The sequence below is a fragment of the Sphingomonas sp. ASV193 genome (assembly GCF_040203355.1).
Lineage (GTDB): Bacteria > Pseudomonadota > Alphaproteobacteria > Sphingomonadales > Sphingomonadaceae > Sphingomicrobium.
The window spans coordinates 38,018-63,872 of sequence record NZ_JBEHBW010000006.1; the positions used below are offsets into that span (position 1 = coordinate 38,018).

Sequence of the window (25,855 nt, forward strand, 5' to 3'; positions counted from 1 at the left end):
TATGAGCGTCGAGAAGGGCGAGGGCCTCCCGGCAGAAGTCGCCGAGGAGCTTGGGGAGGCTGGCCTTGCCGAACCCGTCGTCGTGCGCTCGCGAAGCGGCTGGCATACGGCTTGGAAGGTGACGAGGCTCGGGCTGCTGGTCATCCTCGGGCTCGCCATCGCCGCGGCGGTCGCGCTGTGGATCGAGCGCAAGCCGATCGCCAACAACGTCCTCGAGAGCGAGCTCGAAAAGCGCGGGGTGACCGCGACCTATCACCTCGACAAGATCGGGCTTCGCACACAGCAGGTGTCGAACCTGGTGATCGGCGACCCGGCCAATCCCGACCTCACTGCGCGGGTCGCGCGGATCGAGATGCGGATCCTGCTGACCGGGCGGATCGAGGTCTACCGGATCTACGCGCGCGGGGTTCACCTCAATGCCAGGGTGGTCGGCAACCGTGTGAGCTTCGGGCAGGTCGACAGGCTGCTCCCGGCGCCGTCGGCGAACAAGGAGCCTTTCAAGCTTCCCGACATCACCGTCGACCTCGCCGATTCGACGATCCGGCTCGACACGCCGTACGGGCGGCTGGGTTTCGCGCTGATGGGGCGCGGCAATCTGAGCGGCGGATTCGAGGGGCGGGCGGCGGCGGCAAGCGCGCGGCTGACCCCGGGGCGCTGCGTGCTCGACGACCTTCACGCCGACCTGATCGTCAAGGTCACCGCGCGTCGCCCGCACGTTACCGGACCGGTCCGCGCGAGCGCCTTCGGCTGCCCGGTCAGCAACCTCGCGATCGCCGCGCCGCGGCTCCAGATCGACAGCGATTTTTCGGAAGGGTTCGACACTTTCGACGGCTCGGGCCGGATGTCGCTCGCGTCGATGACCGCCGGGGTCAACGGCATCGCCAATGCCACTGGGGACATCAGCTTCAAGGGCAGCCCGACGCGCGCCGGCGGGCGGGTTCGGCTCGCCGCGCAGGCGGCGCGGCTGGCGCGGATCTACGCCGACCGCACCCGGCTCGACGGGGTCTACGCGCTCGGCGCGACCAACGGGACGCTCGACCTGGCAGCCGACTTCGGAGCGAGCAGGGTTAAGCTCGACCCCAGCCTGACGGCGGGGCTGACCGGCGCGCTCGACGCCGCGTCGAAGACCCCGATCGGACCGCTCGCCAAGCGGATGGGCGGGGCGATCGCGACCTTCGCCTCGAACCTCGACGTCACCGGCAAGCTGGCGCTGGTCAACCGGCCGGGGACCGGCGGGGTGCGCGTGCGAAGCGCCGACGCGCGCGGGCCGACCGGGGCCGAGGCGCACGTGTCGGGCGGCGACGGGATCACCTACTATTGGCCGTCGGGCAAGATCCGGGTCGACAGCAATATCGCCACCCGCGGCGGTGGCCTGCCCGATGCGCGCGTGTCGCTCCACCAGCCGCGCGGCGGCGGGCCGCTGACGGGAAGCGCCGACGTCGCCCCCTACGCGGTTGGCAACTCGCGGCTCGCGCTCGCCCCGGTCCGGTTCAGCGGCTTGCCCGACGGCGGCACGCGGGTGTCGACCGTCGCGCTGCTCGACGGCGACTTCCCCGGCGGGGCGGTGCGCGGCCTCCGAATGCCGCTCGACGGGCGGTTCGGCGGGACGGTCGGGCTGCGGATCGGCGAGGGCTGCATCGACGCGCGCTTCGCTGCGCTCCAATATGGCGCGCTCCGGCTCGGCAACACCGCGCTGCCGCTGTGCCCGACCGACGGCGCGATCATCGTCCAGCGGCCCGGCGGCCCAGTGCGGATCGGGGCCGAGACGCGCAACCTGAGGCTCGACGGGACGCTCGGCAAGTCGCCGCTCGCGCTTTCGGCGGCGCGGGCGCGGCTGGGCGACAGGATGTTCGCGCTGGCGGCGACCGAGATGCGACTCGGCAAGCCCGACAAGCCGGTCGTCATCGACGCCGCGGCGCTGAACGGGACGATCACCGCGACCGGGGTCGCGGGGCGCTTTAGCGGTGCCAAGGGCGTGGTCGGGGCGGTGCCGATCATGGTCAGCGAGGCGGCGGGGCGGTTCGGCTATGCGCGCGGCACGCTGACCGTCGACACGGCGGGGACGGTCAGCGACCGGGTCGACCCGTCGCGCTTCTATCCGCTCAAGTCGAACGACCTGCACCTGACGCTCGCCGGCGACTGGGTGCGCGCGACCGGCACGCTGCTCCAGCCGTCGAGCGGGATAAAAGTGACCGACGTCGCGATCGCCCACCGCCTGTCGAGCGGGGCGGGGACCGCGGACCTCGACGTACCGGGCATCCGCTTCGCCAGCCGCGGACTCCAGCCGACCGACCTCACCCGGCTTGCCGAGGGGATCGTCGCGCTGGTCAACGGCGAGGTCAGCGGCAAGGGGCATATCGCGTGGGGGCCCGACGGCAAGGTCGCCTCGACCGGCGATTTCCACATCGCCGACACCGACCTCGCGGCGCCGTTCGGGCCGGTGACCGGGCTCGACACCACCATCCATTTCAGCGACCTGCTCGGGCTCGAGACGCCGCCGGGCCAGTCGCTGACGGTGGCGAGCATCAACCCCGGCATCCTCGTCGAGAACGGGGTCGTTCGCTACCAGCTGCTCCCCGACAAGCTGGTCAAGATCGAGCGCGGCGAATGGCCGTTCATGGGCGGGACGCTGGTGCTCCAGGAAACGGTGCTCAACTTCGCCAAGTCCGCGCCCAAGCGGCTGACCTTCGAAGTCCACGGGCTCGACGCGCATACCTTCGTCACCTCGCTCGGCTTCGGCGTGCTCGACGCGAGCGGCAAGTTCGACGGCGTGCTGCCGATGATCTTCGACGAGACCGGCGGGCGGATCGTCGGCGGGCGGCTCGACAGCCTGCCGCCGGGGGGCGAGCTTCGCTATCTCGGCCCGTCGCCCGCCTCGGGGCTGGCGGCGAAGTTCGCGTTCGACGCGCTCAAGGACCTCAAGTTCCGGTCGATGATCATCCGGCTCGACGGCGCGCTCGACGGCGAGTTCGCGACGCGGATCGCGATCGACGGGGTCGGGCTGGGCCAGAGCGGCAGCGCCAAGCTGCTGCGCACGGTGACCAGGAAGCTGCCGCTAAGATTCAATGTCACGATCAAGGGACCGTTCCGCGCGCTGATCGCCACCGCCAAGAGCTTCCGCGACCCCCGCACCGTGATCGGCGACGTGCTGCCACGCCCGCTCGAGGACATTCCCGGCATCGTCACCGAGGTGCGTAACCGCAAGGAAGACGATCCGGCGCCCGCCGCGACGACCACCATCAAGCTCGACCCGCCGTCATCCGCCAATCCCGCGAAATAGGAGAAGAGACGCCATGAAGTCAGGACAGGGAAGGGGCGTCGTGACCGTGGCCGTCGGCGCGCTCGCGCTCGGCGGCTGCGTGACGGTCAAGACCCCCGACAAGCCGATCGAGATCAACCTCAACGTCACCATCCGGCAGGAAGTGGTGGTGAGGCTGCAGAAGGACGTCGACCAGCTGATCAACCAGAACCCCGACGCGTTCGGCCAGAAGGCGACGCCGCCGGCGGCGACGAGCAAGTGAGGAGGGCGTGGCTATTGGCCGCGCTCGCCGCGGCGGCGGCGGTGCCCGCGGCGGCGCAGTGGACCCCGCAGGTGATGGCGGCGCGCGCCTCGGGCGCGGTCGGCGAGCGCTTCGACGGCTATCTTGGCGTCGCGGGGCCGGTCGACGAGGGCACCCGCCGCGCGGTCGCGGTGATCAATATCAAGCGGCGCGCGCTCTATTCTGACCTCGCCGCGAAAAAGGGGGTCAGCCCGCAGGAAGTCGGCATCACCGCCGCGTGCAAGCTGTTGTCGGACGTCGCGGTGGGTCAGTCCTATCTGCTCGGCGACGGCGGCTGGCGTCGCCGGGCGGCGGGCGAGGCGGCACCGCGCCCGGATTATTGCGGCTAGCGCCCCGCCGCGAAGCTGGCGCGCCACTCGGGCTTGAGCGCGGCGATGAGCGCGGCCGTCACCGGCAATTCGATGTCGTAATCGCCCTCGGCGTAAGGGCCGGCGACATAGGGGTCGGCGTGAAGCAGGATCGTGTCGAAGCGCCCGCCGCCAGACTTGTCGGTCGGGACGAGCGCGAGATCGTCGAGCTTCGGGCAGTCGCTGAAGAAGGTGTCGGGCTCGTTCCCGCGGCGTTTTTTCCGCTCGGCTTCGAGCGCCGCGCAATAGGGCGCCCTGAGCCGTGCGTCGCGGTTGGCGGGGCGGGCGAACAGGGCAATCGGCTTGACCTGTCGTTTCGCGGCGCGGTCCCACAATAGCCCCGACGTCCCGTGGTTGGGGTGCGCGCCGCCGGTATATTCGTACCAGTCCTCGGCCAGGCTCAGGAGCGCGGACGATCGCCCCGCGGTGCGGTAGTCGCGCGACTGTTCATAAGGGTGGAAGTCGCGCCCGTCGCTTTTGGCGCTTTTGCGATCCTTGGTGGCGGACTTGCGCAAATCGGCCTGCTGCCTTGCGAAATCGGCCTTGATCGACGCGAGCAGCAGGGGAACGGCGGCGACCTCGGCCGACCATTTGAGCGAGGACGTCAGCAGCGCGTCGTTCGATTCGAGCGATCCCGCCTTCGCCGCGGGCGTCGCCGGGCGCGGGGCGGCGTCGACCACCGCACCGCTGTCGTTGAGCGTAAGCTCCTCGCCGTTGGCGAGCCGGTCGTGGGTCGCCTTCGAATGGCAGCCGCCGGCGAGCGCGGCGAGGCAGAGGAGGATCAGGCGCATTGCCCCTTATTGCCACCATCGGCGCGGGCGGCAAAGCGCCACGGCGGTTGACGCGGGCGGGCGCTATTCCTAAAGGGACCGCGCCTTGGCGGGGTTGAACGTCGCCATGTTCCTTGCCTTTCGCGAAAGCGGGCCCTTCGACGTAAGGGGTTCGCGACGCACATGGGGAAAGTCGACGCAGGACCATGGCTGACCACGACTACGACGAGCAGGGAGCAAGCCCGCCCGATTCGCGCCTGACCTCGCTCGACGAGCGGCTGCGCAGGGCGGAGGCGGTCGAAAAGGATCGCCGCCCCTCGCCCGAGGGCGTGACGGCGGTCCGGTCGGCCGGCTGGCAGATCGCGCAGAACCTCGTCGGGATGCCGCTGGGCGGCTTCCTGATCGGGTTCGGGCTCGACAAGCTGCTTGGCACCGTGCCGTGGATCGCGCTGGGGCTGATGTTCGTCGGTTTCGCCGGCGCGGTGATGAACGTGATGAGAAAGCAGAAGGCGTAAGCGAGCGATGGTGGCCGAAAGCAAGATCGACCCGATGCACCAGTTCCAGATCAGCCCGATCGCGGGCCATCTGGACGGAAGCGCGCTGGTGTTCACCAACAGTGCGCTGTGGATGCTGATCGTCCTCGCCTGCATCTACGGCTTCATGCTGATGGGGATGAAGCGCGAGCTGGTCCCGGGCCGCTGGCAGATGGCGGTCGAGGGGCTGGTCGGCTTCGTCGACAACATGGTCGTCGGATCGATCGGCAAGGAAGGGCGCAAATATCTTCCGTGGGTGTTCACCGCCTTCATGTTCATCCTGTTCGCCAATTTCATTGGCGCGATGCCGTTCGCGCTGACCGGGGTCCACGCCTTCACCGTCACCAGCCAGTTCACCGTCACCGGGCTGATGAGCGTGCTGAGCTTCGCGATCGTGCTGGGCGTCGGGTTCAAGAAGCACGGGCTCCATTTCTTCACCCTCTTCTGGCCGAAGAACACCCCGGTCGGGCTCGCCGCGCCGATCTCGCTGATCGAGTTCCTGAGCTTCTGCATCCGCCCGTTCAGCCTCGGGCTTCGGCCGTTCATCGCGATGTTCGCGGGGCACATCCTGCTCGAGGTGTTCGGCAACTTCATCGTCCAGGGATTGAATGCCGGGGGTGGCGGCTATGCCATCTCGGTGCTGTGCTTCCTGTTCGTGGCCTTCATCAACGCGCTCGAGCTGCTGGTCGGCGCGATCCAGGCCTACGTCTTCGCGCTTCTGACGTCGCTGTACATCAACGACGCCGAGCATCTCCACTAAGTGTTTCACGCAAAACGGTTTTCTAGGGAGTATTAAAATGGATCTCGCTTCTGCCAAGGTTATCGGTGCCGGTCTCGCGGCGATTGGCGTGGGCGCGGCTGCGGCCGGCGTCGGCAACGTCTTCGGCTCGTTCCTCCAAGGCGCGCTGCGCAACCCGGGTGCGGCCGACGGTCAGCAGGGCCGCCTGTTCATCGGCTTCGCCGCCGCCGAGCTTCTCGGCCTGATGGCGTTCGCCGTCGCGATGATCATCCTCTACGCGATCTAAGCAGATTGTGCGGGCGGGCCGGCGACGGTCCGCCCCATCAGGTGAAACCATGCCTCAGCTAACCCAACTCGGCGACGTCGCGCTTTCCCAGCTGATCTGGATGGTGCTCGTCCTCGGATTTCTCTACTTCGTGATCGGCAAGGGCATGGTGCCCAAGGTCCAGTCGACGATGGACGACCGTGACGCCAAGATCGCGGCCGACCTGGCGGCGGCCGAACAGGCCAAGGCCAAGGCCGACGAGGTCGAGGAAGCCTATCGCGCGGCGATGGACGCCAGCCGGGGCGAGGCGAACAAGCTGACCGGCGCGGCCAAGGCCGATGGCGCCAAGGCGAGCGAGGAGAGACTGGCGAAGGCCGATGCCGAGCTCGACGCCAGGGCGGCCGAGGCGGCGGCGCGGATCAAGGCGAGCCGCCAGTCGGCGCTGGCCGAGATCGAGGCGGCGGCTGCCGAGCTGGCGAGCGACATCGCCGTCAAGGTCGCCGGGGTCACGGCCTCGCCGGCGGCGGCGTCGGCGGCGGTCAAGGAGGCGCTCCATGGCTAACTACATCGCGCTGGTCGAAGAGGCCGGTCACGCCGAGGCGCCCGAGCCCAAGGCGCTCGGGCTCGATCCGCCGGCGTGGATCGCGCTGGCGATGGTCGTCGTGTTCGCAATCATGCTGTGGAAGAAAGTGCCCGCCGCGATCGGCAAGGCGCTCGATTCGAAAATCGCGACGATCCGCGAGCAGCTCGCCGAGGCCGAGACGCTGCGCAAGGAAGCCGAGGCGCTCCGGTCCGAGTATGAGGCCAAGGCGGCGGCGGCGGACCAGGAAGCGGCGGCGATGGTCGAGCGGGCGAAGGCCGAATCGGCGGCGCTGCTCGAAAAGGCCAAGACCGACGCCGAGGCGCTGGTCGAGCGGCGCACCCGCATGGCCGAGGACAAGATCGCCGCCGAGGAACGCGCGGCGGTGGCCGACATTCGCGCCGCGACCGCGCGCGCGGCGACGACGGCGGCGGCCAAGCTGATCGCCGACGCGCACGACGAACAGGCCGACAAGGCGCTGGTCGACCGGGCGATCGCCGGGCTCTGACCCGCTTCGATTGTCGAAAATTTGAAAGGCCCGGGATCGTCTCCCGGGCCTTTTCCATTAGCCTTCGTGGGCGCCGCCGTCGCTCGACACGCCTTCGAGCGCGGTGGTCGCGGTCTCGGGTTCGGCCTCGCGGCTGAGGTCGCCAAGGCTGATCATCCCGACCAGCCGGTCGGCGTCGTCAAGGACGGGCAGGCGGCGGACCTGCGCCTCGCTCATCTTGCGGGCGACCGCCTCGGTATCGTCGCCGGCGCGCGCGCAAACCACATCGCGGCTCATCAGCTCCTCGACCGTGCAGTCGGGGCCGCGCCCGAGCGCGACGCCGCGCACCGCGATGTCGCGGTCGGTAATCATGCCGACGACGGTGCCGCCGTGGCACACCGGGATCGAGCCGGTGTCGGCGCGGAGCATGAATCCCGCCGCTTCCTGCACGGTCGCATCGGGGGTGACCGTCTCGACCTCGCGGGTCATCAGTTGTTCGATCTTGTGGGACATTTTACGCTCCTCCTGCCCGGTCGAACGAAGCGGGGGAGTCGCGCGTTCCGGCCCTAGGGCAGGTTCTCGGTCAGCAGGTCGTAGGTGGCGACCAGTTCGTCGCGCTGGTTGAAGACCTCGACCGCCCAGCGGACGACCCCGGTTTCCTCGCTCTTCAGCGATTTCGAGCGGACGGTGAGTTCGACCCGCATCGAATCGCCCGGATAGAGCGGGGTCAGGAAGCGCAGATTTTCGAGCCCGGTATTGGCGAGCACCGGGCCCGGATCGGGATCGACGAACAGGCCCGCGGCGAAGCTGAGGATCAGGTAGCCGTGCGCGACCCGCCCCTCGAAGATCGGCGAGGCCTTGGCCGCTTCCTCGTCCATGTGGGCGTAAAAGGTGTCGCCGGTGAATCCGGCGAAATGCTCGATGTCCGCGACGGTGACGGTCCGGGAAGGGGTGACCAGCGTGTCGCCGATGGAAAGGTCGCGCATCCGCTTGCGGAACGGGTGAGCGTCGGTGATGACGTTCTTGGGGGCGCCGGGGATATATTGTTCGGCGATCGCGGCGATCATCGCCGGGGTCGACTGGATCGCGGTGCGCTGCATGTAATGGTGAAGCCCGCGCGTGCCCCCCATTTCCTCGCTGCCACCGGCGCGGCCCGGACCGCCATGGACCAGCACCGGGAGCGGCGAGCCGTGGCCGGTCGATTCCCGCGCATTGTCGCGGTTGATCACCAGCATCCGCCCGTGGAACGGCGCGGCACCTTGGATGAAGCTGCGCGCCGCGGCGGGGTCGTGGGTGAACAGCGACAGCGCGAGGCTTCCCATGCCGCGATTGGCGAGCGCGACCGCGTCGGCGAGGTCGCGGTAGGGCATGATCGTCGCGACCGGGCCGAACGCCTCGACGTCGTGGACCGCGCTTGCCGTCCACGGGTCGTCGGCGCGCAGCAGCACGGGGGGCATCCCCGCGCCGCCGTCGGCACCGAGGGTAGCGGCGGGGTCGCCGTGGACCACCCGCGCGCCCGAGGCGACGAGCTTCGCCACCTGCGTGCGAACATCGTCGCGCTGGCTGCACGAGACGAGCGTGCCCATCGCCGGGGTCGCCTCGGCCAGCTTGGCGGCGAGCGCTCTCTCGAGCGCGTCGAGGTGCGCGGCGGGGGCGAGCGCGCGGCGGATCGCGGTGCATTTCTGCCCCGCCTTGGTGGTCATCTCGCTCACCACCTCGGCGACGAACAGGTCGAACTCGGGGGTTCCGGGCGCCGCGTCGGGGCCGAGCACCGAGGCGTTGAGGCTGTCCTGCTCGGCGACGAAGCGCACCGATTCGCGGAGCACCGCCGGGTGGTTCTTGAGCCGGGCGGCGGTCGCGGCCGAGCCGGTGAAGCTGACCACGTCCTGCCCGGTCAAATGTTCGAACAGGTCGCCGACCCCGCCGACGATCAGCTGGACCGCGCCCACGGGGAGGAGGCCGGTGTCGACCATCACACGGAACGCGGCCTCGGTCAGGTAGCTGGTCGAGCTCGCCGGCTTGACGATCGCCGGGACGCCCGCGAGCAGCGTCGGCGCGAGCTTTTCGAGCATTCCCCACACCGGGAAGTTGAACGCGTTGATGTGCACCGCCGCGCCGGTGAGCGAGGTCCAGATGTGCTGGCCGACGAAGCTGCCGCGCTTGCTCAGCGGCTCGAGCGCGCCGTCGAGCAGGACGTGCGCGTCGGGCAGTTCGCGGCGGCCCTTCGACGAGAAGCTCAAGAGGGTCATCGCCCCGCCTTCGATGTCGATCCAGCCGTCCTTGCGGGTCGCACCTGTCGCGCCATTGAGCGCGTAGAGCTGTTCCTTCGCGTCCATGATGGCGAGGCCGAGCCCTTTGAGCATCCGCGCCCGCTCGTGGAACGTCATCGCCCGCAGCGCCGGGCCGCCGACGTTTCGCGCATGGGCGAGCATCGCGGCGAAATCGAGCCCGCCCGAGCCCGCTGTCGCCACCGGCGCGCCGTCGATCGCACTGACCAGGGTAGCGAGGTCGCCCTCGCCGGCGATCCACCGGTCCTGGGCATAGTTGAGCAGTTGCGGGGTCTTCATCGCGCCTCTTTGCCGGGCGTGGCGGCCGAGGGCAACGGCGCCAACCGCCTCCGCTTTGGAGGGAATGGCAAGGCGGCGGCGAGGCGCGGCTGGCATCGCTGCGGCCATGAAGGCGCGCGAGGAACGGCAAAAGGTGTTGATCCGGGCGCGGCTGTGCTGCGACGGGCGCTGGTCCGACGCGTGCATCGTCAACCTGTCGAGCCGCGGCCTCGGGCTGCAGGCCGCCGACCCGCCGGGGCGTGGCACCTATGTCGAGATCCGCCGCGGGCTCCACGTCATCGTCGCGCGGGTGACCTGGTCGAACGGCCGCCGCTTCGGCGCCGCGGCGCGGGACCGGATCGCGGTCGCCTCGCTGATCCGCGACTCGGCGCCCCCGGCCGAGGTCGCGGCGCCGGTCGGCGAGCGGCGCGCGGCGGCGGGGGTCGCGGTCCGGGCGGAACAGTCGCGGCTGGCCGGCCGCTCGCTCGAATATGCCGCGACCGCGGCGGTCGGGGCGGTCCTCGCCACCGCGATCGGCGGGCTGGCTTACGACCTGCTCGGCGAGACGAGCGCGGCGGTGGCCCTCGCGCTCGGCGGCTAGCGGCCGGTAAAGGTCGCGGGGCGCTTGGCGAGGAAGGCGGCGACGCCCTCGCGATAGTCGTCGGTGAAGCCGAGGCGGCGCATCTCGTCACGCTGCAGGTCGAGCTCCGCGTCGAGGGTGCGGCTCCAGCTAGTGCGGATCATCGCCTTGGTCGCGGCGAGGCCGAGCGGGGGGAGGGCGGCGAGCTTCGCCGCGAGCGCGTCGACCTCGGCATCGAGCGCCTCGTCGTCGACGCATTTCCAGATGAGGCCCCACTCGGCGGCGCGCGCGGCGTTGAGCGGCTCGCCGGTCAGTGCGAGCCCCATCGCGCGCGCCTGCCCGAGGTGGCGGGCGAGGTGCCAGCTGCCGCCGGTATCGGGCACCAGCCCGAGCGCGGCGAAGCTCTGGATGAACCTGGCCGAGGTACCGGCGACGACGAGGTCGCAGGCGAGCGCGAGGCTGGCGCCCGCCCCGGCGGCGACGCCGTTGACCCGCGCGATCACCGGCTGCGGCAGCTCGGCGAGCGCGCGGACCAGCGGGTTCCAGCATTGCTCGACCGTCTCGCCGAGGTCGGTCGGGCCCGAATCGGCGGTGACCGCGCGATCGTTGAGGTCCTGTCCCGCGCAAAAGCCGCGCCCCGCGCCGGTCAGGACGACCACCCGCGCGTCGCCGAGGTCGGCGAGCGCGTCGCGCAACTCGGCATGCATCGCGCGGGTGAAGCTGTTCAGCCGCTCGGGCCGATTGAGGGTGATCCGCGCGACATGGTCGGCGTGTTCGAAAAGGACGGTCCGGTCAGCCATCGCCGGGCTGTAACGCTTGTCAGCGGTCGAAAGAAGGCGTCTTTGGCGATGGTGATGGCAGCCGCGAGGATTAGGTGAGCGAAGGCGACGACCAGATCGCCGGTCGTTCGATGATCGGGCTCTATGCGCAGTTCCTGTTCGAAACGGGACGGCTGCTGCCGCTCGTCCTCGGGCTGGTGATGATCCTGTTCGTCGCTCTGTTCATCATCATCGCCCGCCACGCGGACCAGGAGGCGAACCGGCATCGCGTCGAGATCGTCCGGATAAGGACGCAGGCGCGCAAGGGCGACATCGCCGACTGCCTGCACCGCCGCCTCGCCTTCTCGGTCAGCAAGGATAATTACCAGCCTCCTTTCAGCGTCGCCCGCAGCCTCAGGACCGTCATGACGGAGGACGGTGCGGGGATGCGGACGGTCACCCTGATCGGCCGCGACGACCGGATGCCGAGCGACGACTTGCTGCGGACCTTCGGGCAATGCGTGGCCGACCCGTTTGAACCGACGCCGCCGAGCCGCTAGATAGGCCCCATGTACACGACCGAACTCGACAAGAAGGTGGCGCCGATCGAGGTCGCCGAGGACCCGGCGCTGGTCGCGGCGTTCGAGGCGCGGGTGGCGGCGGACGAGTTCATCGAGCCCAAGGACTGGATGCCCGACGCCTATCGCAAGACGCTGGTGCGGCAGATTTCGCAGCACGCGCACAGCGAGATCGTCGGCATGCTGCCCGAAGGCAACTGGATCACCCGCGCGCCCTCGCTTCGGCGCAAGGCGATCCTGCTGGCCAAGGTGCAGGACGAGGCCGGGCACGGTCTCTACCTCTACTGCGCGGCGGAGACGCTGGGGACCAGCCGCGAGCAGATGATCGAGGCGCTCCATTCGGGCAAGGCCAAGTACAGCACGATCTTCAACTATCCGACGCTGACCTGGGCCGACATCGGCACGATCGGCTGGCTGGTCGACGGCGCGGCGATCATGAACCAGGTGCCGCTGCAGCGCACCAGCTACGGCCCCTATGCCCGCGCGATGGTGCGGGTGTGCAAGGAGGAGAGCTTCCACCAGCGGCAGGGCTACGAGATCATGATCGCGCTCGCCAACGGGACGGCGGCGCAGCAGCGGATGGCGCAGGACGCGCTCAACCGCTGGTGGTGGCCGAGCCTGATGATGTTCGGCCCGCCCGACGACAATTCGCCCAATACCGAGCGGTCGATGCGCTGGCGGATCAAGCGCGAGACCAACGACGAGCTTCGTCAGAAATTCGTCGACATCACCAAGCCGCAGGCCGACTTCCTCGGGCTGACCATCCCCGATCCCGACCTCAAGTGGAACGAGGACAAGGGCGGGCATGATTTCGGCGCGATCGACTGGGAGGAATTCTACGCCGTGGTGCGCGGCGAGGGTCCGGTCGCCAGGGAACGCATGGCCGCGCGCCGCGAGGCGTGGGAGCAGGGCGCCTGGGTCCGCGAGGCGGCGGCGGCGCACGAGGCGAAGCGCGCGGCGCGCGCGGCGGCCTGATTAATTACCGGAGAGGTTGAATGTCCGACTGGCCGCTGTGGGAGGTGTTCGTCCGTGCGAAGGGTGGTCTCAATCATCGCCATGTCGGCAGCGTTCATGCTCCTGACGCGCAGCTCGCGCTCGCCCACGCGCGCGACACCTACACCCGGCGGCAGGAAGGGGTGAGCCTGTGGGTGGTCAAGTCGGTCGACATCGTCGCGTCCGACCCCGACCAGGCCGGTGAGCTGTTCGAACCCGCCGCCGACAAGGTCTATCGCCACCCGACATTCTACGACATTCCCGACGTGGTGAAGCACATCTGATGGCGCCGTCGCTTCCCACGATCGAAAAGGACGTCGAAGCAAAGGCCGAGCGCGCGAGCGACAGCGGGGCGTTCGACGCGCCCGCGCTTAGCGCCGACGACGCGCCGCTGTTCGATTACCTGTTGCGGCTGGGCGACGACGCGCTGGTGCTCGGCCAGCGGCTTAGCGAATGGTGCGGGCACGCCCCTGCGCTCGAGGTCGACCTCAGCCTCGCCAACCTGTCGCTCGACCTGATCGGGCAGGCGACCAACTTCCTCGTTCTGGCGGGCGGGAGCGACGAGGGGGCCGACCGGCTGGCATTCCGCCGCGACGTGCTCGATTTTCGCAACTGCTGGCTTGTCGAACAGCCCAACGGCGATTTCGCGCGGACGATCGCGCGGCACCTCTTGTGGTCGACCTACGCGCAGCTCCTTTATCGCGACCTTGCCGGGTCGGCCCACGAGGGGATCGCGGCGGTCGCGGCGAAGGCGGTCAAGGAAATCGCCTACCACCGCGAGCTGGCCGCCGAATGGACGATCCGGCTCGGCGACGGGACCGAGGAGAGCGCGCGGCGGATGGCCGAGGGGCTCGACTGGTGCTGGCGGTTCGTGCCCGAGCTGTTCGAGGTCGACGAGACGCTCGGGGCGCTGATCGGGCGCGGGATCGCGGCGGATCCGCGGGCGCTTCGCGACGACTATGACGCAAGTATCGCGGCGGTGCTGGCCGAGGCGAGGCTCGCCGCGCCCGCCGACCAGCGGCCGATCCTCGGCGGGCGGCGCGGGCATCACAGCGAGCATCTCGGTCACCTGCTCGCGGTGATGCAGTACCTGCCGCGCAGCTACCCGGACGCGCGCTGGTAATGGAGAAATTTCACGCGCTCCGCGTGGCCCAGATCGTCGCCGAGACCGACGAGGCCAACTCGATCCGCTTCGAGGTGCCGACCGAGCTCGCCCCGGCGTTCGCCTTTCGCGCGGGGCAGCATCTGACGCTTCGCGCGACGATCGGCGGCGAGGAAGTGCGGCGCAACTATTCGCTGTGCGTCGCGCCGTCGGCGGGCGAGCTTCGCGTGACCGTCAAGCGGATCGCCGGCGGCGCCTTTTCGAACTGGGTCGGCGATTCGCTCAAGGTCGGCGACACGCTCGACGTGATGACTCCGCACGGCAGCTTCACCCACCCGTTCGAGGCGGGAGCGGCGCGGCGCTACGTCGCCTTCGCGGGCGGGAGCGGGATAACCCCGGTGATGAGCCTTATACGCACCGCGCTCGAGACCGAGGCCGACAGCCGCTTCACCCTGTTTTACGGCAACCGCGATTCGGCATCGGTGATCTTCCTCGAAGCGTTGGCCGACCTAAAGGACCGCTACATCGGGCGGTTCGAGCTCTACCATTTCCTCGCCGACGAAGAGGGCGACGTCGCCCTGTTCAACGGGATGCTCGACCGCGCGACCTGCGACGCCGCGATCGCCGCGCTGGTCGAGGCGCCGGGCGAGGTCGACGCCTGGTTCGTGTGCGGACCGGGGCCGATGATGGACTCGGCCGAGGCGGCGATCCTCGCGGCGGGGGCGGCGCCCGAGCGGATCCATATCGAGCGGTTCACCGCCGGGCGCCCCTCGGCGGCGGCGGCGGCGGCGCTGGCGAAGCTGCAGGACGAGGCGGCGGGGCAGATGCTCAGCGTCACGCTCGACGGACGCACCCGCAAGATCGCGTTCGACGGCAGGAACATCCTCGACAGCGCGCGCGAGGCGGGGCTGCCCGCGCCGTTCGCGTGCAAGGCGGGGGTGTGCGCGACCTGCCGCGCCCGGGTGACCATGGGCAAGGTCGAGATGGCGGCGCGCTACGGCCTGACCGACGAGGAAGTCGCGGCGGGCTATGTGCTGACCTGCCAGTCGGTTCCGGTCGGGGACGGGGTGGCGCTCGATTACGACGCCTGATCGGCGGGCGTGACGGGCGCGGTTCACTAGGCTAGAGGCGGCGCCATGCTGACCGACGCCCACGACACGCTGTTCGACTCGCTTCCCGCGATCCAGCCCGACGCGCTGCTCGCGCTCATCGCCATGCACCGCGCCGACCCGCGCGAGGACAAGATCGACGTCGGCGTCGGCGTGTTCCGCGACGGCGCGGGCAACACCCCGATCCCCGGCGCGGTCAAGGAAGGCGAGCGGCGGCTGCTCGAAAGCCAGCAGACCAAGGCCTATCTCGGCATGCGCGGCGACGCGCGCTTCACCGATCTCATCCGACCGATCCTGCTCGGTCCTCACGCCGCCGACGACCGCATCGTCGGGCTGCAGACCCCGGGAGGGTGCGGCGCGCTCGCGCTCGGCTTCCAGCTGTTGCGGGTCGCGCGGCCAGGCGCGACGGTCCATGTCGGTGCGCCGACCTGGCCCAACCATCCGCCGATCATCGCCGCCGCGGGGCTTAAGCAGCAGGATTATGTCCACTACGAAAAGGCGCAGGGCGCGCTTCGCTTCGACGCAATGATGGCGGCGCTCGAAGGCGCGGCGGCGGGCGACGTGGTGCTGCTCCACGGCTGCTGCCACAACCCGACCGGGGCGGACCTGTCGGCGGACGAATGGGCGCGCGTCGCCGAGGCCCTTGGCCGGCGCGGGCTGATCCCGTTCATCGACATCGCCTACCAGGGGCTCGGACGCGGGCTCGAGGAGGATGCGGCGGGGCTGCGCATGGTGCTCGACGCGTGCGACGAGGCGATCGTCGCGCAGAGCTGCGACAAGAATTTCGGAGTCTATCGCGACCGCGTCGGCAATTTGTTCGTCAAGGGGCGCAGCGCGGCGAGCGCGGCCCTGGCGATGGACCATGCGATGCAGATGGCGCGGACGCTGTGGTCGATGCCGCCCGATCATGGCGCGGCGGCGTGCCGCATCGTGCTCGACGATCCGGCGCTCAAGGCGCAGTGGGAGGGCGAACTCGCCGCGATCCGCGACCGGCTTAACCAGGTCCGCGCGACGATCGCCGCCGCCGACCCGCGGCTGGCGTTCATCGGCCGCCAGTACGGCATGTTCTCGATGCTTCCCCTGAGCGCCGCGCAGGTGCGCGGCCTGCGCGAGGAACATGCGATCTACATGGCCGACAGCGGGCGGTTCAACGTCGTCGGCATGTCCGACGCCGCGCTGCCGCGATTTATCGACGCGGTGGTCGGCGCGCTCGATGGCTGACGCCGACTTTCGGCGCGACGCGGCGCAGCTCGATTGGGCCGAGGTCGCGCGACTGGTGCTGACCAGCCGCGCGCTCGACCATCTCGAGGAAAGCGAGCTCGTCCCGGCGAAGAAGGTGCTCTACCAATTCTCGGCGCGCGGCCACGACATGGCGCAGGTGCTCTTGGGGTTCCAGCTTCGCGACGGCGACGCGGCGTGCGGCTATTATCGCTCGCGCCCGCTGCTGCTCGCGCTTGGCGTCGACATCGCCGACGCGCTCGGCAGCGGCATGGGGCGCGAGGGCGGCTACAGCGACGGACGCGATATCGGGGTAGTGTTCAACTACCCCAATCCGGGCGGGGCGCATGCCCTCCCGATGTGCGGCGGGGTTGGGGCGCAATATACGCCCGCGGCGGGCTGGGCGCAGGCGATTACCTACAAGGCGCGCGTGCTCGGCGAGGCCGACACGGGCGCGATCGCCGTCGTTCTCGGCGGCGACGCAAGCTGCGCGACCGGGGGATTTTGGTCGGCATTAACCATTGCCACAACGCAAAAATTGCCGATGCTGTTCTACGTCGAGGACAATGGCTACGGCATCTCGGTCACCTCGGACTACCAGACCCCGGGGCAGGACATCGCCGCCAACCTCGCCAGCTTCACCGGACTGGCGATCTGGAACGGCGACGGCACCGACCCCGCCGAGGCGTCGCGGCTGGTCGAGGAAGCGGTCGGCCATGTGCGCGCGCGCAACGGCCCCGCGCTGCTCCGCCTGACCGTGCCGCGGCTCGAAGGGCATAGCGCGCAGGACACCCAGGCGTACAAGCCGAAGGAAGTGATCGCCGCCGAGTGGGCGCGCGATCCGCTGCCGAAGCTCAAGGCGTTCGTCGAGGGCCGCCAGCTCGGCGCGATGGCGTGGGACGAGCTTGAAACCCGCGTCGCGCACGCCGTCGACGCGGCGCGCGCCGAGGCCGAGGCGCGCGCGGTCTCGCCGCCCGAGCGGGTCGAGCGCAACGTCTTTTTCGAAGGCGAGCCGGCGGCGGTCGGCGGCGGCGCGGGGCTGTCGCTCGACGGAACGACCGAAATCGCGGCGCCCGACGGGCAGCGGATCAACATGGTCACCGCGATCCGCCGCGTGCTCGACCAGGAACTCGCCGCCAATCCGAGGATGTGCGTGTTCGGCGAGGATGTCGGGCCGAAGGGCGGGGTCCACGCGGTGACCCTCGGACTGCAGGACAAATATGGGCGCGAGCGGGTGTTCGACACCTCGCTCAACGAGGAGGGCATCGTCGGCCGAGCGGTCGGAATGGCGCTCGCCGGGCTGCTGCCGGTGCCCGAAATCCAGTTCCGCAAATATGCCGAGCCGGCGACCGAGCAGATCAACGACTGCGGGACGATGCGCTGGCGCACCGCCAACCGCTTCGCCGCGCCGATGGTGCTTCGCGTTCCCGGCGGCTTCTTCAAGTGCGGCGACCCGTGGCACAGCCAGACCAACGAGGTGCAGTTCGTCCACAATCCCGGCTGGCTTGTGGCGGTGCCGTCGAACGCCGAGGACGCGGTCGGGCTGCTGCGCGCCAGCCTGCGCGGACACGACCCGGTGATCTTTTTCGAACATCGCGCGATGCTCGACGATGCCTGGGCGCGGCGGCCGTGGCCGGGAGACGGCTTCGTCGTGCCGTTCGGCAAGGCGAAGAAGACCCGCGAGGGCGAGGCGATCACCATCGTCACGTGGGGCGCGATGGTCCCCCGCTGCGAGGCAGCGGCCGAGGGCGTCAGCGCCGACGTGATCGACCTTCGCACGCTGATGCCGTGGGACCGCGAGACGGTGCTCGAAAGCGTCGCGCGCACCCGGCGTTGCCTGATCGTTCACGAGGATTTGCGCACCGGCGGTTTCGGGGCCGAGATCGCGGCGGTGGTGGCGGACGAGGCGTTCCTCGACCTCGACGCGCCGGTCGCGCGGGTGACGATGCCCGACATCCCGAGCCCGCATCACCCCAGCCTGCTTGAATGGGCGGTGCCGAGCGTTGCGCGGATCCGTGCCGAGATCGACCGGCTGGTGGGGTATTGACGATGATCGACGTAACCGTTCCCGACGAGCAGGAAGGGACGAAGGCGGTCGTCCGCGGCTGGCTCAAGCAGGTCGGCGAGTTGGTCGCGGTCAACGACCCGCTGGTCGAGCTCGAAACCGACAAGGTGACCCAGGAAGTGCCCTCGCCCGCGGCGGGGGTGCTGGCCGAGATCTTGCTGTCGACCGACGACGAGGCGGTGCCCGGCGCGCTGCTCGCGCGGATCGACCCGGCGGGGGAGGGGCGGGCGACGGCGCCGACCGAGCGCGCTACCGCGCCAACGGCTGCTGCATCGCCTGTGGCGGCGAGGCCGCCGGGCGCGGTCGAAACGCGGCTGTCGCCATCGGTCAAGCGCGCGGTGCGGCAGCATGGCATCGATGTGTCGAGCCTGTCGGGCACCGGGCGCGGCGGGCGGATCACCCGTGACGACATCGACCGGCTGGTGGCGGGGGGCGGCCAGATCGCGCCGTCGAACACCGGCGCCGCGCCGCTCACGGCCACCGACGTGCCGCACGACCGGATGCGGGTGAAGATCGCCGAGAACATGGTGCGCGCGGTCGGCGAGGCGCCACACGTCACCGCGCTGTTCGAGGCCGACTTCACCGCGGTCGCCGCGCACAAGGCGGCGATGGCGGCGCGGGGGGTGAAGCTCAGCTACACCGCCTATCTCGTCAAGGCGGCCGCCGCGGCGATGGCGGTCGCCCCGGCGATCAACGGGCGCTGGGAAGCCGACCGGATCGCGGTGTCGCCGACCGTCAACGTCGGGGTCGGCACCGCGCTCGGCGACAAGGGGTTGGTCGTCCCGGTCGTGCGCGACGCGGGCGCACTGGCGCTCGAAGCGATCGGCGCGGCGCTCGACGACCTCACCCGCCGGGCGCGCGAGGGCAAGCTAACCGGCGCCGACGTCAGCGGGGGCAGCTTCACCATTTCGAACCACGGCGTGTCGGGCTCGCTGCTCGCGGCGCCGATCATCCTCCACGCCGGGCAGGCGGCGATCCTCGGGGTCGGCAAGCTCGAGAAGCGGGTGGTGGTGCGGACGGTCGACGGCGCCGACGCGATCCTGATCCGGCCGATGGCCTATGTCACGCTGACCATCGACCATCGCGTGGTCGACGGGCACCAGACCAACGCCTGGCTGACCCGCTTCGTCGAGATCCTGGAAAGCTGGCCCGAAGCCTAGCCCCGATGGGCTTGGGCGTCCGCTAGCCGATTTACAGCGGCGCGATCAGCACCGCGCGACAACCCTTGTGCTGGTTGTCGTAATCGACCGCGCTCGACAGGCTCCGCGCCATCGCCGCGATCAGCTTCGAGCCGAGCCCGGTGCCCTTGGGTTTCTCGTCGCCGACCAGCCCGCAGCCGTCGTCCTCGACCTCGAGCCGGAACTTCTCGGCATCGACCGACGGGTCGCGGTGGAAGCGGATCCGCACCTCGCCCGGCTGGCCGTCGGCATAGGCATATTTGCACGCGTTGGTGACCAGCTCGGTGACGATGATGCCGAGCGACACCGCCTTGTCGGTGTGCAGCTTGAGCGCGTCGGCCTCGAGCCGGATGACCCGCGGGCTGACCGGGCTCGACCAGGTCGCCTGCAGCTCCTCGACGATCGCGGCGAGATATTCGTCCATCTCGACGCTCTCGACGTCGCCCGAGGTGTAGAGCCGGCGATGGACCTGTGCGATCGCCTGGATCCGCCGCTCGGTATCGGCGAGCGCGGCCTTGGCGCCCGGATCGGCGAGCAGGCGCGCCTGCATCGTCACCATCGTCGACACCAGCTGGAGCGAGTTGGCGACGCGGTGGTTGACCTCGCGTAGCAGCGCGGCCAGCCGCTCGTTGGCGGCGATCAGCTGGCGCTCGGCCTCTTCCTTCGCCGCGACGAGCCGCCCGGTCTCGAGCGCATGGGCGAAGGCGCGTTCGAGCAGGTCGACGAAATCGTCGCCGACCGACTTGACCACATAGTCGTAGGCGCCCGCCTTCAGCGCGGCGACCGCGACCGCGCTTTCCTCCGAGCCGGTGACGTAGACCACCGGCGGCATGCCGGGCAGCTGCTTGAGCGCCTCGAGCGTCGCCAGCCCGTCGAGCCCGGGCATGTAATGGTCGACCGCGATCAGGTCGAAATCGCCCTCGCGCGCCTTGGCGATGCCGTCATTGCCGTCCTCGGCGGTGACGACCTGGTGACCACGCCGGCCCAGCAGCTTCTGAACAAGCCGCCGAGTCCCCGCGTCGTCATCGATATACAGGATGCGGCGCGGTTCGTGCATCAACTTTCCACGTCCGGCACCTGGATCACCGACAGGAACAGCCCGAGCTGGCGGATCGCGTCCGAGAAGCTTTCGTAATTGACCGGCTTGGTGATGTAGACGTTGCAGCCGAGGTCGTAGCAGCGCTGGATCTCGACCTTGTCGTCGGTCGTGGTCAGCACCACCACCGGGATGGTGTGGAGCTTGGGATCGCCCTTGATCTTGGCGAGGATGTCGGTGCCGCTCATGTCGGGCAGGTTGAGGTCGAGCAGCACCAGCGCCGGGCCGTTGTGAAACGGGCCCTCGGGGGCGTTGAACAGATAGTCGAGCGCCTCGCCGCCGTTGAGGAAATGCTTGAGCGCGTTCGAGATGCCGGCGCGGCGGATGTTCTTCTCGATCAGGCGGGCATGGCCCTCGTCGTCCTCGATCATGACGATGTTGACCGGATGCGGAGCGTTCACTTGTCTTCCCCCTCGGCGACGTAAGTCGTTGGCAGATCAACGATAAAAGTCGAACCCTCACCCAAAGTCGAGCGGATTGTTACGGTTCCGCCAAGGCGGTAGGCGAGGCTCCGGACATGGGCAAGGCCAATTCCCTCGCCCCGCTGGTCCTGGTTTCCCGCGCGGCGGAACAGCTCGAAGATGCGCTCATGGTCCTTGGGATCGACCCCGCGGCCATTGTCCTCGATCTCGAAGATCGTCCGCTTGCCGCGGCTTTCGCCGCGCACCTTGATCTCGCCCGGCACCCCGGGGCGGAGGTACTTGGTCGCATTTTCGATCAGGTTCGAGAAAATCTGCTCGACCGCCAGCCGGTCGTGGCGGAGGCCGGGCAGGCTGCCCTCGATGCGGATCGTCGCGTCGCGCTCGCTCGCCAGCGTCGCCAGCGAATCGACGATCTCGCCGACGATCTTGTCCATCGGCAGGCTTTCGGGGGTCAGCGTCCGCCGCCCCTGCCGCGACAGGTTGAGGATGGCGTTGATCAGCCGGTCCATCTTCTGCGTCGACGAACGGATGAAGCCGATCGCTTCGGGCAAATCCTCGCGCGCGGCGAAACGGACCTTGTCGTCGACCAGTTCCGGCGCCGTCTCGGCGACCCGGTCGACGAACTGCTCGATCGTCCTGTCGGCGGATTCGAGCTCGGCGGTGAAGCCCATCACGTTGACCAGCGGCGAGCGCAGGTCGTGGCTGACGATATAGGCGAAGCGCTGGATCTCGTCGTTGGCGCGCTTGAGGTCGGCGGTCCGTTCGGCCACCGCGCCCTCGAGGTTCGTGTTGAGCACGTGCAGCCGGTCGCGCGCCGTCGTGATTTCGCGGGTATAGCTGCGCACCAGAAGGAAGGCGGCGAGCCCCGAGGCAAATAGCAATAGCCCGATCAAGGCGAGCAGGCCGCGGGTTCGCGACGCGGTTTGCGACTGGTCGGCGATGCGCGTCGCCAGGCGTCGCTCCTCCTCCGCCCCGATCTGGGTGGCGATCGCCCGGATCGCGGTGATCGTGCCCGACTGCAGCTCGGCGGCGAACTCGGTCCGCGCCTGGGCGGCCTGGTTGTTGGCGATGAGGTCCATCGACCGGTCGAGCGCGGTCATCTCGGCCAGCAGCTGCGGGCGAAGCTGCTCGATCCGCCGGATCTGCGCCGGATTGTCGGCGACGAGGTCGGTCAGCTTGTCGAGCTGGGGAAGGATCGTCGACGAGGCCTGCTGGTAGGTGGCGACGCGCTGCGAATTGGGATCGAGGATGTTGCCGCGCCGCGCGGTCTCGCTGCGCTCGAGCGCGACCATCAGGTCGGCGGTGGTCGACTTGACCTGGAAGGTGTGGTTGACCCAGCCGCTCGCGACCTGGTTGGCGTTGAGGCTCGAGATGACGAGGAAATAGGCCGCCACCAGCAGCGCGAACCCGACCGCGAGCGCGCCCAGCACGAGTCGGTTGAACAGCCGTTGCTCAAGCTTCACGCGATATCCGCCCTCGACGGGAAATGGCGCACCCAAGAGGATTCGAACCTCTGGCCTTTGCCTTCGGAGGGCAACGCTCTATCCAGCTGAGCTATGGGTGCGTGACCGCCCGCTTAGCTGCCCCGTCCCGCGCTCGCAAGCGCGACGATGCCGATGTCGGGCCGATGCCGCGCCGATGTTGCGCAAAAATAACGCATTTGTTGCGGTGCGGCAGCGGCGGGTCTACAGCCTTGTCCAACACGGGGAGAGTAAGCGCATGGCCAAGTCTGGCAACGGCAAGGTGACGATCAAGAAATACGCCAACCGGCGACTCTACGACACCGAGAGCAGCAGCTACATCACGCTCGACCGGCTTGGGCAGATGATCCGCGAGGGCCGTGACTTCGAGGTCGTCGACGCCAAGAGCGGCGAGGACATCACCCACCAGGTGCTGACCCAGATTATCGTCGAGGAGGAAGCACGCGGCGGTGAGACGATGCTCCCGGCCAATTTCCTGCGCCAGCTGATCGGGCTTTACGGCGGCAACATGCAGGCCGCGGTGCCGCAATATCTTGAAGCGGCGATGGACGCGTTCAAGAAGAACCAGGAAGCGATGGCGGGTGCCTTTTCGGGCTCGATGTTCGCCGACCTCGCCAAGCGCAACATGGCGATGTTCGAGGAAGCCGCCGGGGCGTTCGCGCCGAAGAAGCCGGTGGGCGGCGAGGCGGCGGGCGAAAGCGCCGAACTCGCCAAGCTGAAGGCCGAGCTCGCCGCGCTCCAGGCCAAGGTCGACAAGCTCGGCCAATGATCGCCGCACTCGCGCTGCTGCTGGTCGCGGCGGCCGGTCCCCAGGAGACGTTCGATTCGCGGCGCGACGTGCCGACCGCGGACGGCGGATGGCAATATGCCGCCGGGGTGGCGCGCTTCGCTCCCTACCTGTCGGTGCGCTGCGACGCCGCGAGCGGGCGGGTGCAGATCGTCGCGCCCGGGTTCGACTCGATCGATGCCGATACCGCGATCGTCCCGCTGCCGGCCGGCGGCTGGTTCGCCGCGCGCGACCCGCGGCTCGACGCGATCGCCTTTTCGCGGGCGCGGTTCTTTCTGTCGGGAGCGGCGGGACGGCCCGCGGTGGCGATCCCGGCCCAGCCGGAATTCGCGCGAAGCATCGAGGATTGCCGAAACTAAAATACAATACAAGCCTTGTTTCGCGCGCCCGACCACAACATGTTGAGGGGGCAATCAAGCAGCGAAAGGAGGTGATCCGATGTCTCATGGTTCAGCTAAGAGGTCGGCACTGTTCGCACGGAGGACGATGGCCTAACCAGCCGTCCACGGTCTTCCGGGCAGGAACGCCCGATCGCTGACCATGTCCAAGGGGGGCGTCGCGTGGTGCGACGCTCCCCTTTTTCATTGCCTGGCCCTGCGCGACGCCGCCCGGAGAGGCGCCGCGCGGAACCGTTCCGCCCCTGAACCGTCTTTGTCGCCACAGATACAATACACGGAGGAAGACGTGGCCAAATCCACCACCACCCGCAGCAAGAGCAGCTCGACCAAGCCCAAGACGACCGGCGAGAAGATCGCCAAGGTCGCGCTGAGCCGCGAGATGCTCGCCGCCGGGCTGACCGCGACCGCGGCGGCGATCGCCGCAAGCCCCAAGGCGCGCCGCGCGATTCGCGACGCCGGGCTCGACGCCGCCGACAAGGCGAACGAGGCCGCCAACTCGATGATGTCGAGCGCGGGCAAGCTCGGCTCGCTGATCGCCGAGGCCGTCGCCGACGCCGCGCAGCGCGTGCTGTCGGGCAAGTGGGTAGACGAGGGCGAGGCGCTCGCCGCCTCGGCGACGACGACCATCAAGAAGGCGGCGCGCGATGCGACCAAGGCGGCGACCAAGGCCGCGTCGAGCGTGACCAAGTCGACCGCCAAGGCCGCGCCGAAGAAGCGTTCGGCGACCGCCGCGCGCAAGCCCGCCGCCGCGAAGAGCGCGACCTCGGCGACCGCCAAGAAGACCCCGGCCAAGCGCCGCAGCAGCAGCGCGGCGCGCAAGCGCCCGGCGGCCAAGGCGACGCCGAAGCCCGCCAGCTAAGACCCGCTGGAATCCGGTGCGGTCCCGTGCCAAGGGGCGGCGATGATCACGCCGCCCCGCTTCGCCGTCGTCATCCTCGCCGCAGGGCAGGGGACCCGGATGCGTTCCGACCGGCACAAGGTGCTTCACCCGATCGCGGGCAAACCGATGCTCGTCCACCTGCTCGACACGGTCGAGTCGATTGGCGCGGCGCGCTCGGTGGTCGTGGTCGGCAAGGGCCGCGAGCAGATCGAAGCGGCGGTTTCGGGCCGCGCGGTCGACACCGCGGTGCAGGACGAGCAGCTCGGCACCGCGCACGCCGTGTCGATGGCGAAGGCGGCGCTGGCCGGGTTCGACGGGCCGGTGGTGATCCTCTACGGCGATACCCCGTTCGTTCGCGGCGAGACGATCGCGACGATGCTCGAGCGGCTCGCGGCGGGCGACTCGCCCGGCGTCGTCGTGCTTGCGTTCACCCCCGCCGATGCCAAGAGCTATGGCCGGGTGATTCTCGAGCCCGGCAGCGACCGGATCGCGGCGATGGTCGAGTATAAGGACGCGACGCCCGACCAGCGCGCGGTCGGCCTGTGCAATTCAGGGATGATGGCGGCCCACGCGCGCGACCTGTGGCGCTGGCTCGACGCGGTCGGCAACGACAACGCCGCGGGCGAATATTATCTTCCCGATGTCGTGGCCGTGGCGCGCGGCGAAGGCCGCCACCCGGTGGCGATCGAAGCCGCCGAGGCCGAGACCGCCGGCGTCAACAGCCGCGCCGAACTCGCCGAGCTCGAACGCGACTGGCAGGCGCGGCGGCGGCGCGAGGTGATGGATTCGGGTGTCACGCTGGTCGATCCCGACAGCGTCTGGTTTTCCGCCGATACGGTCGTCGGGCGCGACTGCATGATCGAGCCCCACGTCTTCTTCGGCCCCGGGGTGAGCGTCGGTGAGCGCACCGTCATTCGCGGCTTCTCTCACCTCGAAGGCACGACGGTCGGCGACGGCTGCGAAGTCGGGCCGTTCGCGCGGCTCCGCCCCGGCGCGGTGATGGAACGCGGATCGAAGGTCGGCAATTTCGTCGAGATGAAAAAGGCGGTGCTCGGCGAGGGCGCCAAGGCCAACCACCTCACCTACCTCGGCGACGCCACCATCGGCGCGAAGGCGAACATCGGCGCCGGTACGATCACTTGCAACTACGACGGCTTCTTCAAATATCGCACGGTGATCGGCGCGGGGGCGTTCATCGGCTCGAACAGCGCGCTGGTCGCGCCGGTGACGATCGGCGAGGGTGCGATCGTCGGCGCGGGCAGCGTGGTCACCGGCGACGTGCCCGGCGACGCGCTCGGCATCGCGCGCAGCGACCAGCGCAACATCGGCGGCTGGGCGGCCGACTTCCGCGCCGAACAGAAAGCGAAAAAGGACCAGGCGTAA

At 69.5% G+C, this 25,855-nt stretch carries 28 protein-coding genes and 1 tRNA gene; 21 read left to right on the forward strand and 8 right to left on the reverse strand.

The features are described from left to right. The first annotated feature begins 1 nt into the window (after nucleotide 1). The 3 genes from ABDK56_RS11305 to ABDK56_RS11315 are packed head-to-tail and all read left to right on the forward strand — an operon-like array spanning nucleotide 2 to nucleotide 3,889. A complete protein-coding gene (locus ABDK56_RS11305) occupies nucleotides 2–3,280 on the forward strand; it encodes an intermembrane phospholipid transport protein YdbH family protein (RefSeq protein ID WP_349808383.1) in 3,279 nt (1,092 codons plus the stop codon). Nucleotides 3,281–3,293: 13 nt separating this feature from the next. Beyond that, the gene (locus ABDK56_RS11310; RefSeq protein ID WP_349808384.1) at nucleotides 3,294–3,521 is read left to right on the forward strand and encodes a YnbE family lipoprotein; all 228 of its coding nucleotides are present in this window, start codon (nucleotides 3,294–3,296) and stop codon (nucleotides 3,519–3,521) included. 14 nt (nucleotides 3,522–3,535) lie between these two features. After that, nucleotides 3,536–3,889, forward strand: coding sequence for a YdbL family probable chaperone protein (locus tag ABDK56_RS11315; RefSeq protein WP_349808385.1), 354 nt, complete (start codon nucleotides 3,536–3,538; stop codon nucleotides 3,887–3,889). Here the strand turns inward: ABDK56_RS11315 and ABDK56_RS11320 are convergent. Further along, complete coding sequence (locus tag ABDK56_RS11320; protein ID WP_349808386.1) at nucleotides 3,886–4,698, reverse strand: DUF4163 domain-containing protein; 813 nt, start codon at nucleotides 4,696–4,698, stop codon at nucleotides 3,886–3,888. The genes ABDK56_RS11315 and ABDK56_RS11320 overlap by 4 nt on opposite strands. 185 nt (nucleotides 4,699–4,883) lie before the next feature. Here ABDK56_RS11320 and ABDK56_RS11325 point away from each other — a divergent pair, with 185 nt between their 5' ends. Genes ABDK56_RS11325 through ABDK56_RS11345 form a run of 5 tightly spaced genes read left to right on the forward strand, consistent with a single transcriptional unit; the run spans nucleotide 4,884 to nucleotide 7,302 of the window. Further along, entirely contained in the window at nucleotides 4,884–5,192 is a 309-nt protein-coding gene (locus ABDK56_RS11325) for an AtpZ/AtpI family protein (RefSeq protein ID WP_349808387.1), read from the forward strand. 7 nt (nucleotides 5,193–5,199) lie between these two features. Next, complete coding sequence (locus ABDK56_RS11330) at nucleotides 5,200–5,970, forward strand: F0F1 ATP synthase subunit A (RefSeq protein WP_349808388.1); 771 nt, start codon at nucleotides 5,200–5,202, stop codon at nucleotides 5,968–5,970. Between the two features lie 37 nt (nucleotides 5,971–6,007). After that, complete coding sequence (locus ABDK56_RS11335; protein ID WP_349808389.1) at nucleotides 6,008–6,235, forward strand: F0F1 ATP synthase subunit C; 228 nt, start codon at nucleotides 6,008–6,010, stop codon at nucleotides 6,233–6,235. Between the two features lie 49 nt (nucleotides 6,236–6,284). Next, complete coding sequence (locus ABDK56_RS11340) at nucleotides 6,285–6,776, forward strand: F0F1 ATP synthase subunit B family protein (RefSeq protein ID WP_349808390.1); 492 nt, start codon at nucleotides 6,285–6,287, stop codon at nucleotides 6,774–6,776. After that, a complete protein-coding gene (locus ABDK56_RS11345; protein ID WP_349808391.1) occupies nucleotides 6,769–7,302 on the forward strand; it encodes a F0F1 ATP synthase subunit B family protein in 534 nt (177 codons plus the stop codon). The genes ABDK56_RS11340 and ABDK56_RS11345 overlap by 8 nt, the downstream gene beginning before the upstream one ends. 57 nt (nucleotides 7,303–7,359) lie before the next feature. Here ABDK56_RS11345 and ABDK56_RS11350 read toward each other — a convergent pair whose 3' ends face one another. Both ABDK56_RS11350 and paaZ read right to left on the reverse strand, forming a co-directional pair. Continuing rightward, nucleotides 7,360–7,794 (reverse strand): CBS domain-containing protein, encoded by a 435-nt coding sequence (locus ABDK56_RS11350; protein ID WP_349808392.1) that lies wholly within the window; start codon nucleotides 7,792–7,794, stop codon nucleotides 7,360–7,362. A gap of 53 nt (nucleotides 7,795–7,847) precedes the next feature. After that, nucleotides 7,848–9,848 carry a phenylacetic acid degradation bifunctional protein PaaZ gene (gene paaZ, locus ABDK56_RS11355; RefSeq protein ID WP_349808393.1) on the reverse strand — a complete coding sequence of 667 codons (2,001 nt, stop codon included), beginning with the start codon at nucleotides 9,846–9,848 and terminating at the stop codon, nucleotides 7,848–7,850. Between the two features lie 106 nt (nucleotides 9,849–9,954). Here paaZ and ABDK56_RS11360 point away from each other — a divergent pair, with 106 nt between their 5' ends. Beyond that, a complete protein-coding gene (locus tag ABDK56_RS11360; protein WP_349808394.1) occupies nucleotides 9,955–10,428 on the forward strand; it encodes a hypothetical protein in 474 nt (157 codons plus the stop codon). Here the strand turns inward: ABDK56_RS11360 and paaG are convergent. Further along, the gene (gene paaG, locus ABDK56_RS11365; RefSeq protein WP_349808395.1) at nucleotides 10,425–11,207 is read right to left on the reverse strand and encodes a 2-(1,2-epoxy-1,2-dihydrophenyl)acetyl-CoA isomerase PaaG; all 783 of its coding nucleotides are present in this window, start codon (nucleotides 11,205–11,207) and stop codon (nucleotides 10,425–10,427) included. The genes ABDK56_RS11360 and paaG overlap by 4 nt on opposite strands. A 74-nt stretch (nucleotides 11,208–11,281) precedes the next feature. Between paaG and ABDK56_RS11370 the strand changes: the two genes are divergently transcribed. Genes ABDK56_RS11370 through ABDK56_RS11405 form a run of 8 tightly spaced genes read left to right on the forward strand, consistent with a single transcriptional unit; the run spans nucleotide 11,282 to nucleotide 19,390 of the window. Continuing rightward, nucleotides 11,282–11,725: a hypothetical protein gene (locus tag ABDK56_RS11370; RefSeq protein WP_349808396.1), complete on the forward strand. Its 444-nt coding sequence runs from the start codon at nucleotides 11,282–11,284 to the stop codon at nucleotides 11,723–11,725. Nucleotides 11,726–11,734: 9 nt separating this feature from the next. Next, a complete protein-coding gene (gene paaA, locus ABDK56_RS11375) occupies nucleotides 11,735–12,718 on the forward strand; it encodes a 1,2-phenylacetyl-CoA epoxidase subunit PaaA (protein WP_349808397.1) in 984 nt (327 codons plus the stop codon). Between the two features lie 20 nt (nucleotides 12,719–12,738). Beyond that, nucleotides 12,739–13,020 (forward strand): 1,2-phenylacetyl-CoA epoxidase subunit PaaB, encoded by a 282-nt coding sequence (gene paaB / locus ABDK56_RS11380; protein ID WP_349808398.1) that lies wholly within the window; start codon nucleotides 12,739–12,741, stop codon nucleotides 13,018–13,020. Continuing rightward, entirely contained in the window at nucleotides 13,020–13,859 is an 840-nt protein-coding gene (gene paaC / locus ABDK56_RS11385) for a 1,2-phenylacetyl-CoA epoxidase subunit PaaC (protein ID WP_349808399.1), read from the forward strand. Before paaB ends, paaC begins: the two co-directional genes overlap by 1 nt. After that, complete coding sequence (locus tag ABDK56_RS11390) at nucleotides 13,859–14,929, forward strand: 2Fe-2S iron-sulfur cluster-binding protein (protein ID WP_349808400.1); 1,071 nt, start codon at nucleotides 13,859–13,861, stop codon at nucleotides 14,927–14,929. The genes paaC and ABDK56_RS11390 overlap by 1 nt, the downstream gene beginning before the upstream one ends. A 45-nt stretch (nucleotides 14,930–14,974) precedes the next feature. Further along, on the forward strand, nucleotides 14,975–16,168 hold the full coding sequence (locus ABDK56_RS11395) for an amino acid aminotransferase (RefSeq protein ID WP_349808401.1): 1,194 nt from the start codon (nucleotides 14,975–14,977) through the stop codon (nucleotides 16,166–16,168). After that, nucleotides 16,161–18,212, forward strand: coding sequence for an alpha-ketoacid dehydrogenase subunit alpha/beta (locus tag ABDK56_RS11400; RefSeq protein ID WP_349808402.1), 2,052 nt, complete (start codon nucleotides 16,161–16,163; stop codon nucleotides 18,210–18,212). Before ABDK56_RS11395 ends, ABDK56_RS11400 begins: the two co-directional genes overlap by 8 nt. 2 nt (nucleotides 18,213–18,214) lie before the next feature. Next, nucleotides 18,215–19,390 (forward strand): dihydrolipoamide acetyltransferase family protein, encoded by a 1,176-nt coding sequence (locus ABDK56_RS11405; RefSeq protein ID WP_349808403.1) that lies wholly within the window; start codon nucleotides 18,215–18,217, stop codon nucleotides 19,388–19,390. Between the two features lie 31 nt (nucleotides 19,391–19,421). Here the strand turns inward: ABDK56_RS11405 and ABDK56_RS11410 are convergent, their stop codons facing one another. The 4 genes from ABDK56_RS11410 to ABDK56_RS11425 all read right to left on the reverse strand — a co-directional run bounded on the left by ABDK56_RS11410 (nucleotide 19,422) and on the right by ABDK56_RS11425 (nucleotide 22,490). Further along, nucleotides 19,422–20,465 (reverse strand): sensor histidine kinase, encoded by a 1,044-nt coding sequence (locus tag ABDK56_RS11410; RefSeq protein ID WP_349808404.1) that lies wholly within the window; start codon nucleotides 20,463–20,465, stop codon nucleotides 19,422–19,424. After that, a complete protein-coding gene (locus ABDK56_RS11415) occupies nucleotides 20,465–20,875 on the reverse strand; it encodes a response regulator (protein WP_349808489.1) in 411 nt (136 codons plus the stop codon). Before ABDK56_RS11415 ends, ABDK56_RS11410 begins: the two co-directional genes overlap by 1 nt. A 26-nt stretch (nucleotides 20,876–20,901) precedes the next feature. Then, complete coding sequence (locus tag ABDK56_RS11420; protein WP_349808405.1) at nucleotides 20,902–22,389, reverse strand: sensor histidine kinase; 1,488 nt, start codon at nucleotides 22,387–22,389, stop codon at nucleotides 20,902–20,904. A 24-nt stretch (nucleotides 22,390–22,413) separates the two neighbouring features. Further along, nucleotides 22,414–22,490: transfer RNA gene (locus ABDK56_RS11425), tRNA-Arg, on the reverse strand. A 155-nt stretch (nucleotides 22,491–22,645) separates the two neighbouring features. On the opposite strand from ABDK56_RS11425, the gene phaR reads away from it, so the two are divergent. The 4 genes from phaR to glmU all read left to right on the forward strand — a co-directional run bounded on the left by phaR (nucleotide 22,646) and on the right by glmU (nucleotide 25,855). Beyond that, complete coding sequence (gene phaR, locus ABDK56_RS11430; protein WP_349808406.1) at nucleotides 22,646–23,176, forward strand: polyhydroxyalkanoate synthesis repressor PhaR; 531 nt, start codon at nucleotides 22,646–22,648, stop codon at nucleotides 23,174–23,176. Then, nucleotides 23,173–23,553 (forward strand): hypothetical protein, encoded by a 381-nt coding sequence (locus ABDK56_RS11435; RefSeq protein ID WP_349808407.1) that lies wholly within the window; start codon nucleotides 23,173–23,175, stop codon nucleotides 23,551–23,553. Before phaR ends, ABDK56_RS11435 begins: the two co-directional genes overlap by 4 nt. 325 nt (nucleotides 23,554–23,878) lie before the next feature. After that, nucleotides 23,879–24,451 (forward strand): hypothetical protein, encoded by a 573-nt coding sequence (locus ABDK56_RS11440; protein ID WP_349808408.1) that lies wholly within the window; start codon nucleotides 23,879–23,881, stop codon nucleotides 24,449–24,451. Between the two features lie 45 nt (nucleotides 24,452–24,496). Beyond that, nucleotides 24,497–25,855, forward strand: coding sequence for a bifunctional UDP-N-acetylglucosamine diphosphorylase/glucosamine-1-phosphate N-acetyltransferase GlmU (glmU, locus tag ABDK56_RS11445; protein WP_349808490.1), 1,359 nt, complete (start codon nucleotides 24,497–24,499; stop codon nucleotides 25,853–25,855).

Bases quoted from the DNA above. Each gene is read 5' to 3' on its own strand.
- ABDK56_RS11305 (WP_349808383.1), top strand. From the start codon at position 2: ATGAGCGTCGAGAAGGGCGAGGGCCTCCCGGCAGAAGTCGCCGAGGAG.
- ABDK56_RS11310 (WP_349808384.1), top strand. From the start codon at position 3,294: ATGAAGTCAGGACAGGGAAGGGGCGTCGTGACCGTGGCCGTCGGCGCG.
- ABDK56_RS11320 (WP_349808386.1), bottom strand. From the start codon at position 4,698: ATGCGCCTGATCCTCCTCTGCCTCGCCGCGCTCGCCGGCGGCTGCCAT.
- ABDK56_RS11325 (WP_349808387.1), top strand. From the start codon at position 4,884: ATGGCTGACCACGACTACGACGAGCAGGGAGCAAGCCCGCCCGATTCG.
- ABDK56_RS11330 (WP_349808388.1), top strand. From the start codon at position 5,200: ATGGTGGCCGAAAGCAAGATCGACCCGATGCACCAGTTCCAGATCAGC.
- ABDK56_RS11335 (WP_349808389.1), top strand. From the start codon at position 6,008: ATGGATCTCGCTTCTGCCAAGGTTATCGGTGCCGGTCTCGCGGCGATT.
- ABDK56_RS11340 (WP_349808390.1), top strand. From the start codon at position 6,285: ATGCCTCAGCTAACCCAACTCGGCGACGTCGCGCTTTCCCAGCTGATC.
- ABDK56_RS11345 (WP_349808391.1), top strand. From the start codon at position 6,769: ATGGCTAACTACATCGCGCTGGTCGAAGAGGCCGGTCACGCCGAGGCG.
- ABDK56_RS11350 (WP_349808392.1), bottom strand. From the start codon at position 7,794: ATGTCCCACAAGATCGAACAACTGATGACCCGCGAGGTCGAGACGGTC.
- paaZ (WP_349808393.1), bottom strand. From the start codon at position 9,848: ATGAAGACCCCGCAACTGCTCAACTATGCCCAGGACCGGTGGATCGCC.
- ABDK56_RS11360 (WP_349808394.1), top strand. From the start codon at position 9,955: ATGAAGGCGCGCGAGGAACGGCAAAAGGTGTTGATCCGGGCGCGGCTG.
- paaG (WP_349808395.1), bottom strand. From the start codon at position 11,207: ATGGCTGACCGGACCGTCCTTTTCGAACACGCCGACCATGTCGCGCGG.
- paaA (WP_349808397.1), top strand. From the start codon at position 11,735: ATGTACACGACCGAACTCGACAAGAAGGTGGCGCCGATCGAGGTCGCC.
- paaB (WP_349808398.1), top strand. From the start codon at position 12,739: ATGTCCGACTGGCCGCTGTGGGAGGTGTTCGTCCGTGCGAAGGGTGGT.
- paaC (WP_349808399.1), top strand. From the start codon at position 13,020: ATGGCGCCGTCGCTTCCCACGATCGAAAAGGACGTCGAAGCAAAGGCC.
- ABDK56_RS11390 (WP_349808400.1), top strand. From the start codon at position 13,859: ATGGAGAAATTTCACGCGCTCCGCGTGGCCCAGATCGTCGCCGAGACC.
- ABDK56_RS11395 (WP_349808401.1), top strand. From the start codon at position 14,975: ATGCTGACCGACGCCCACGACACGCTGTTCGACTCGCTTCCCGCGATC.
- ABDK56_RS11400 (WP_349808402.1), top strand. From the start codon at position 16,161: ATGGCTGACGCCGACTTTCGGCGCGACGCGGCGCAGCTCGATTGGGCC.
- ABDK56_RS11405 (WP_349808403.1), top strand. From the start codon at position 18,215: ATGATCGACGTAACCGTTCCCGACGAGCAGGAAGGGACGAAGGCGGTC.
- ABDK56_RS11410 (WP_349808404.1), bottom strand. From the start codon at position 20,465: ATGCACGAACCGCGCCGCATCCTGTATATCGATGACGACGCGGGGACT.
- ABDK56_RS11415 (WP_349808489.1), bottom strand. From the start codon at position 20,875: ATGATCGAGGACGACGAGGGCCATGCCCGCCTGATCGAGAAGAACATC.
- phaR (WP_349808406.1), top strand. From the start codon at position 22,646: ATGGCCAAGTCTGGCAACGGCAAGGTGACGATCAAGAAATACGCCAAC.
- ABDK56_RS11435 (WP_349808407.1), top strand. From the start codon at position 23,173: ATGATCGCCGCACTCGCGCTGCTGCTGGTCGCGGCGGCCGGTCCCCAG.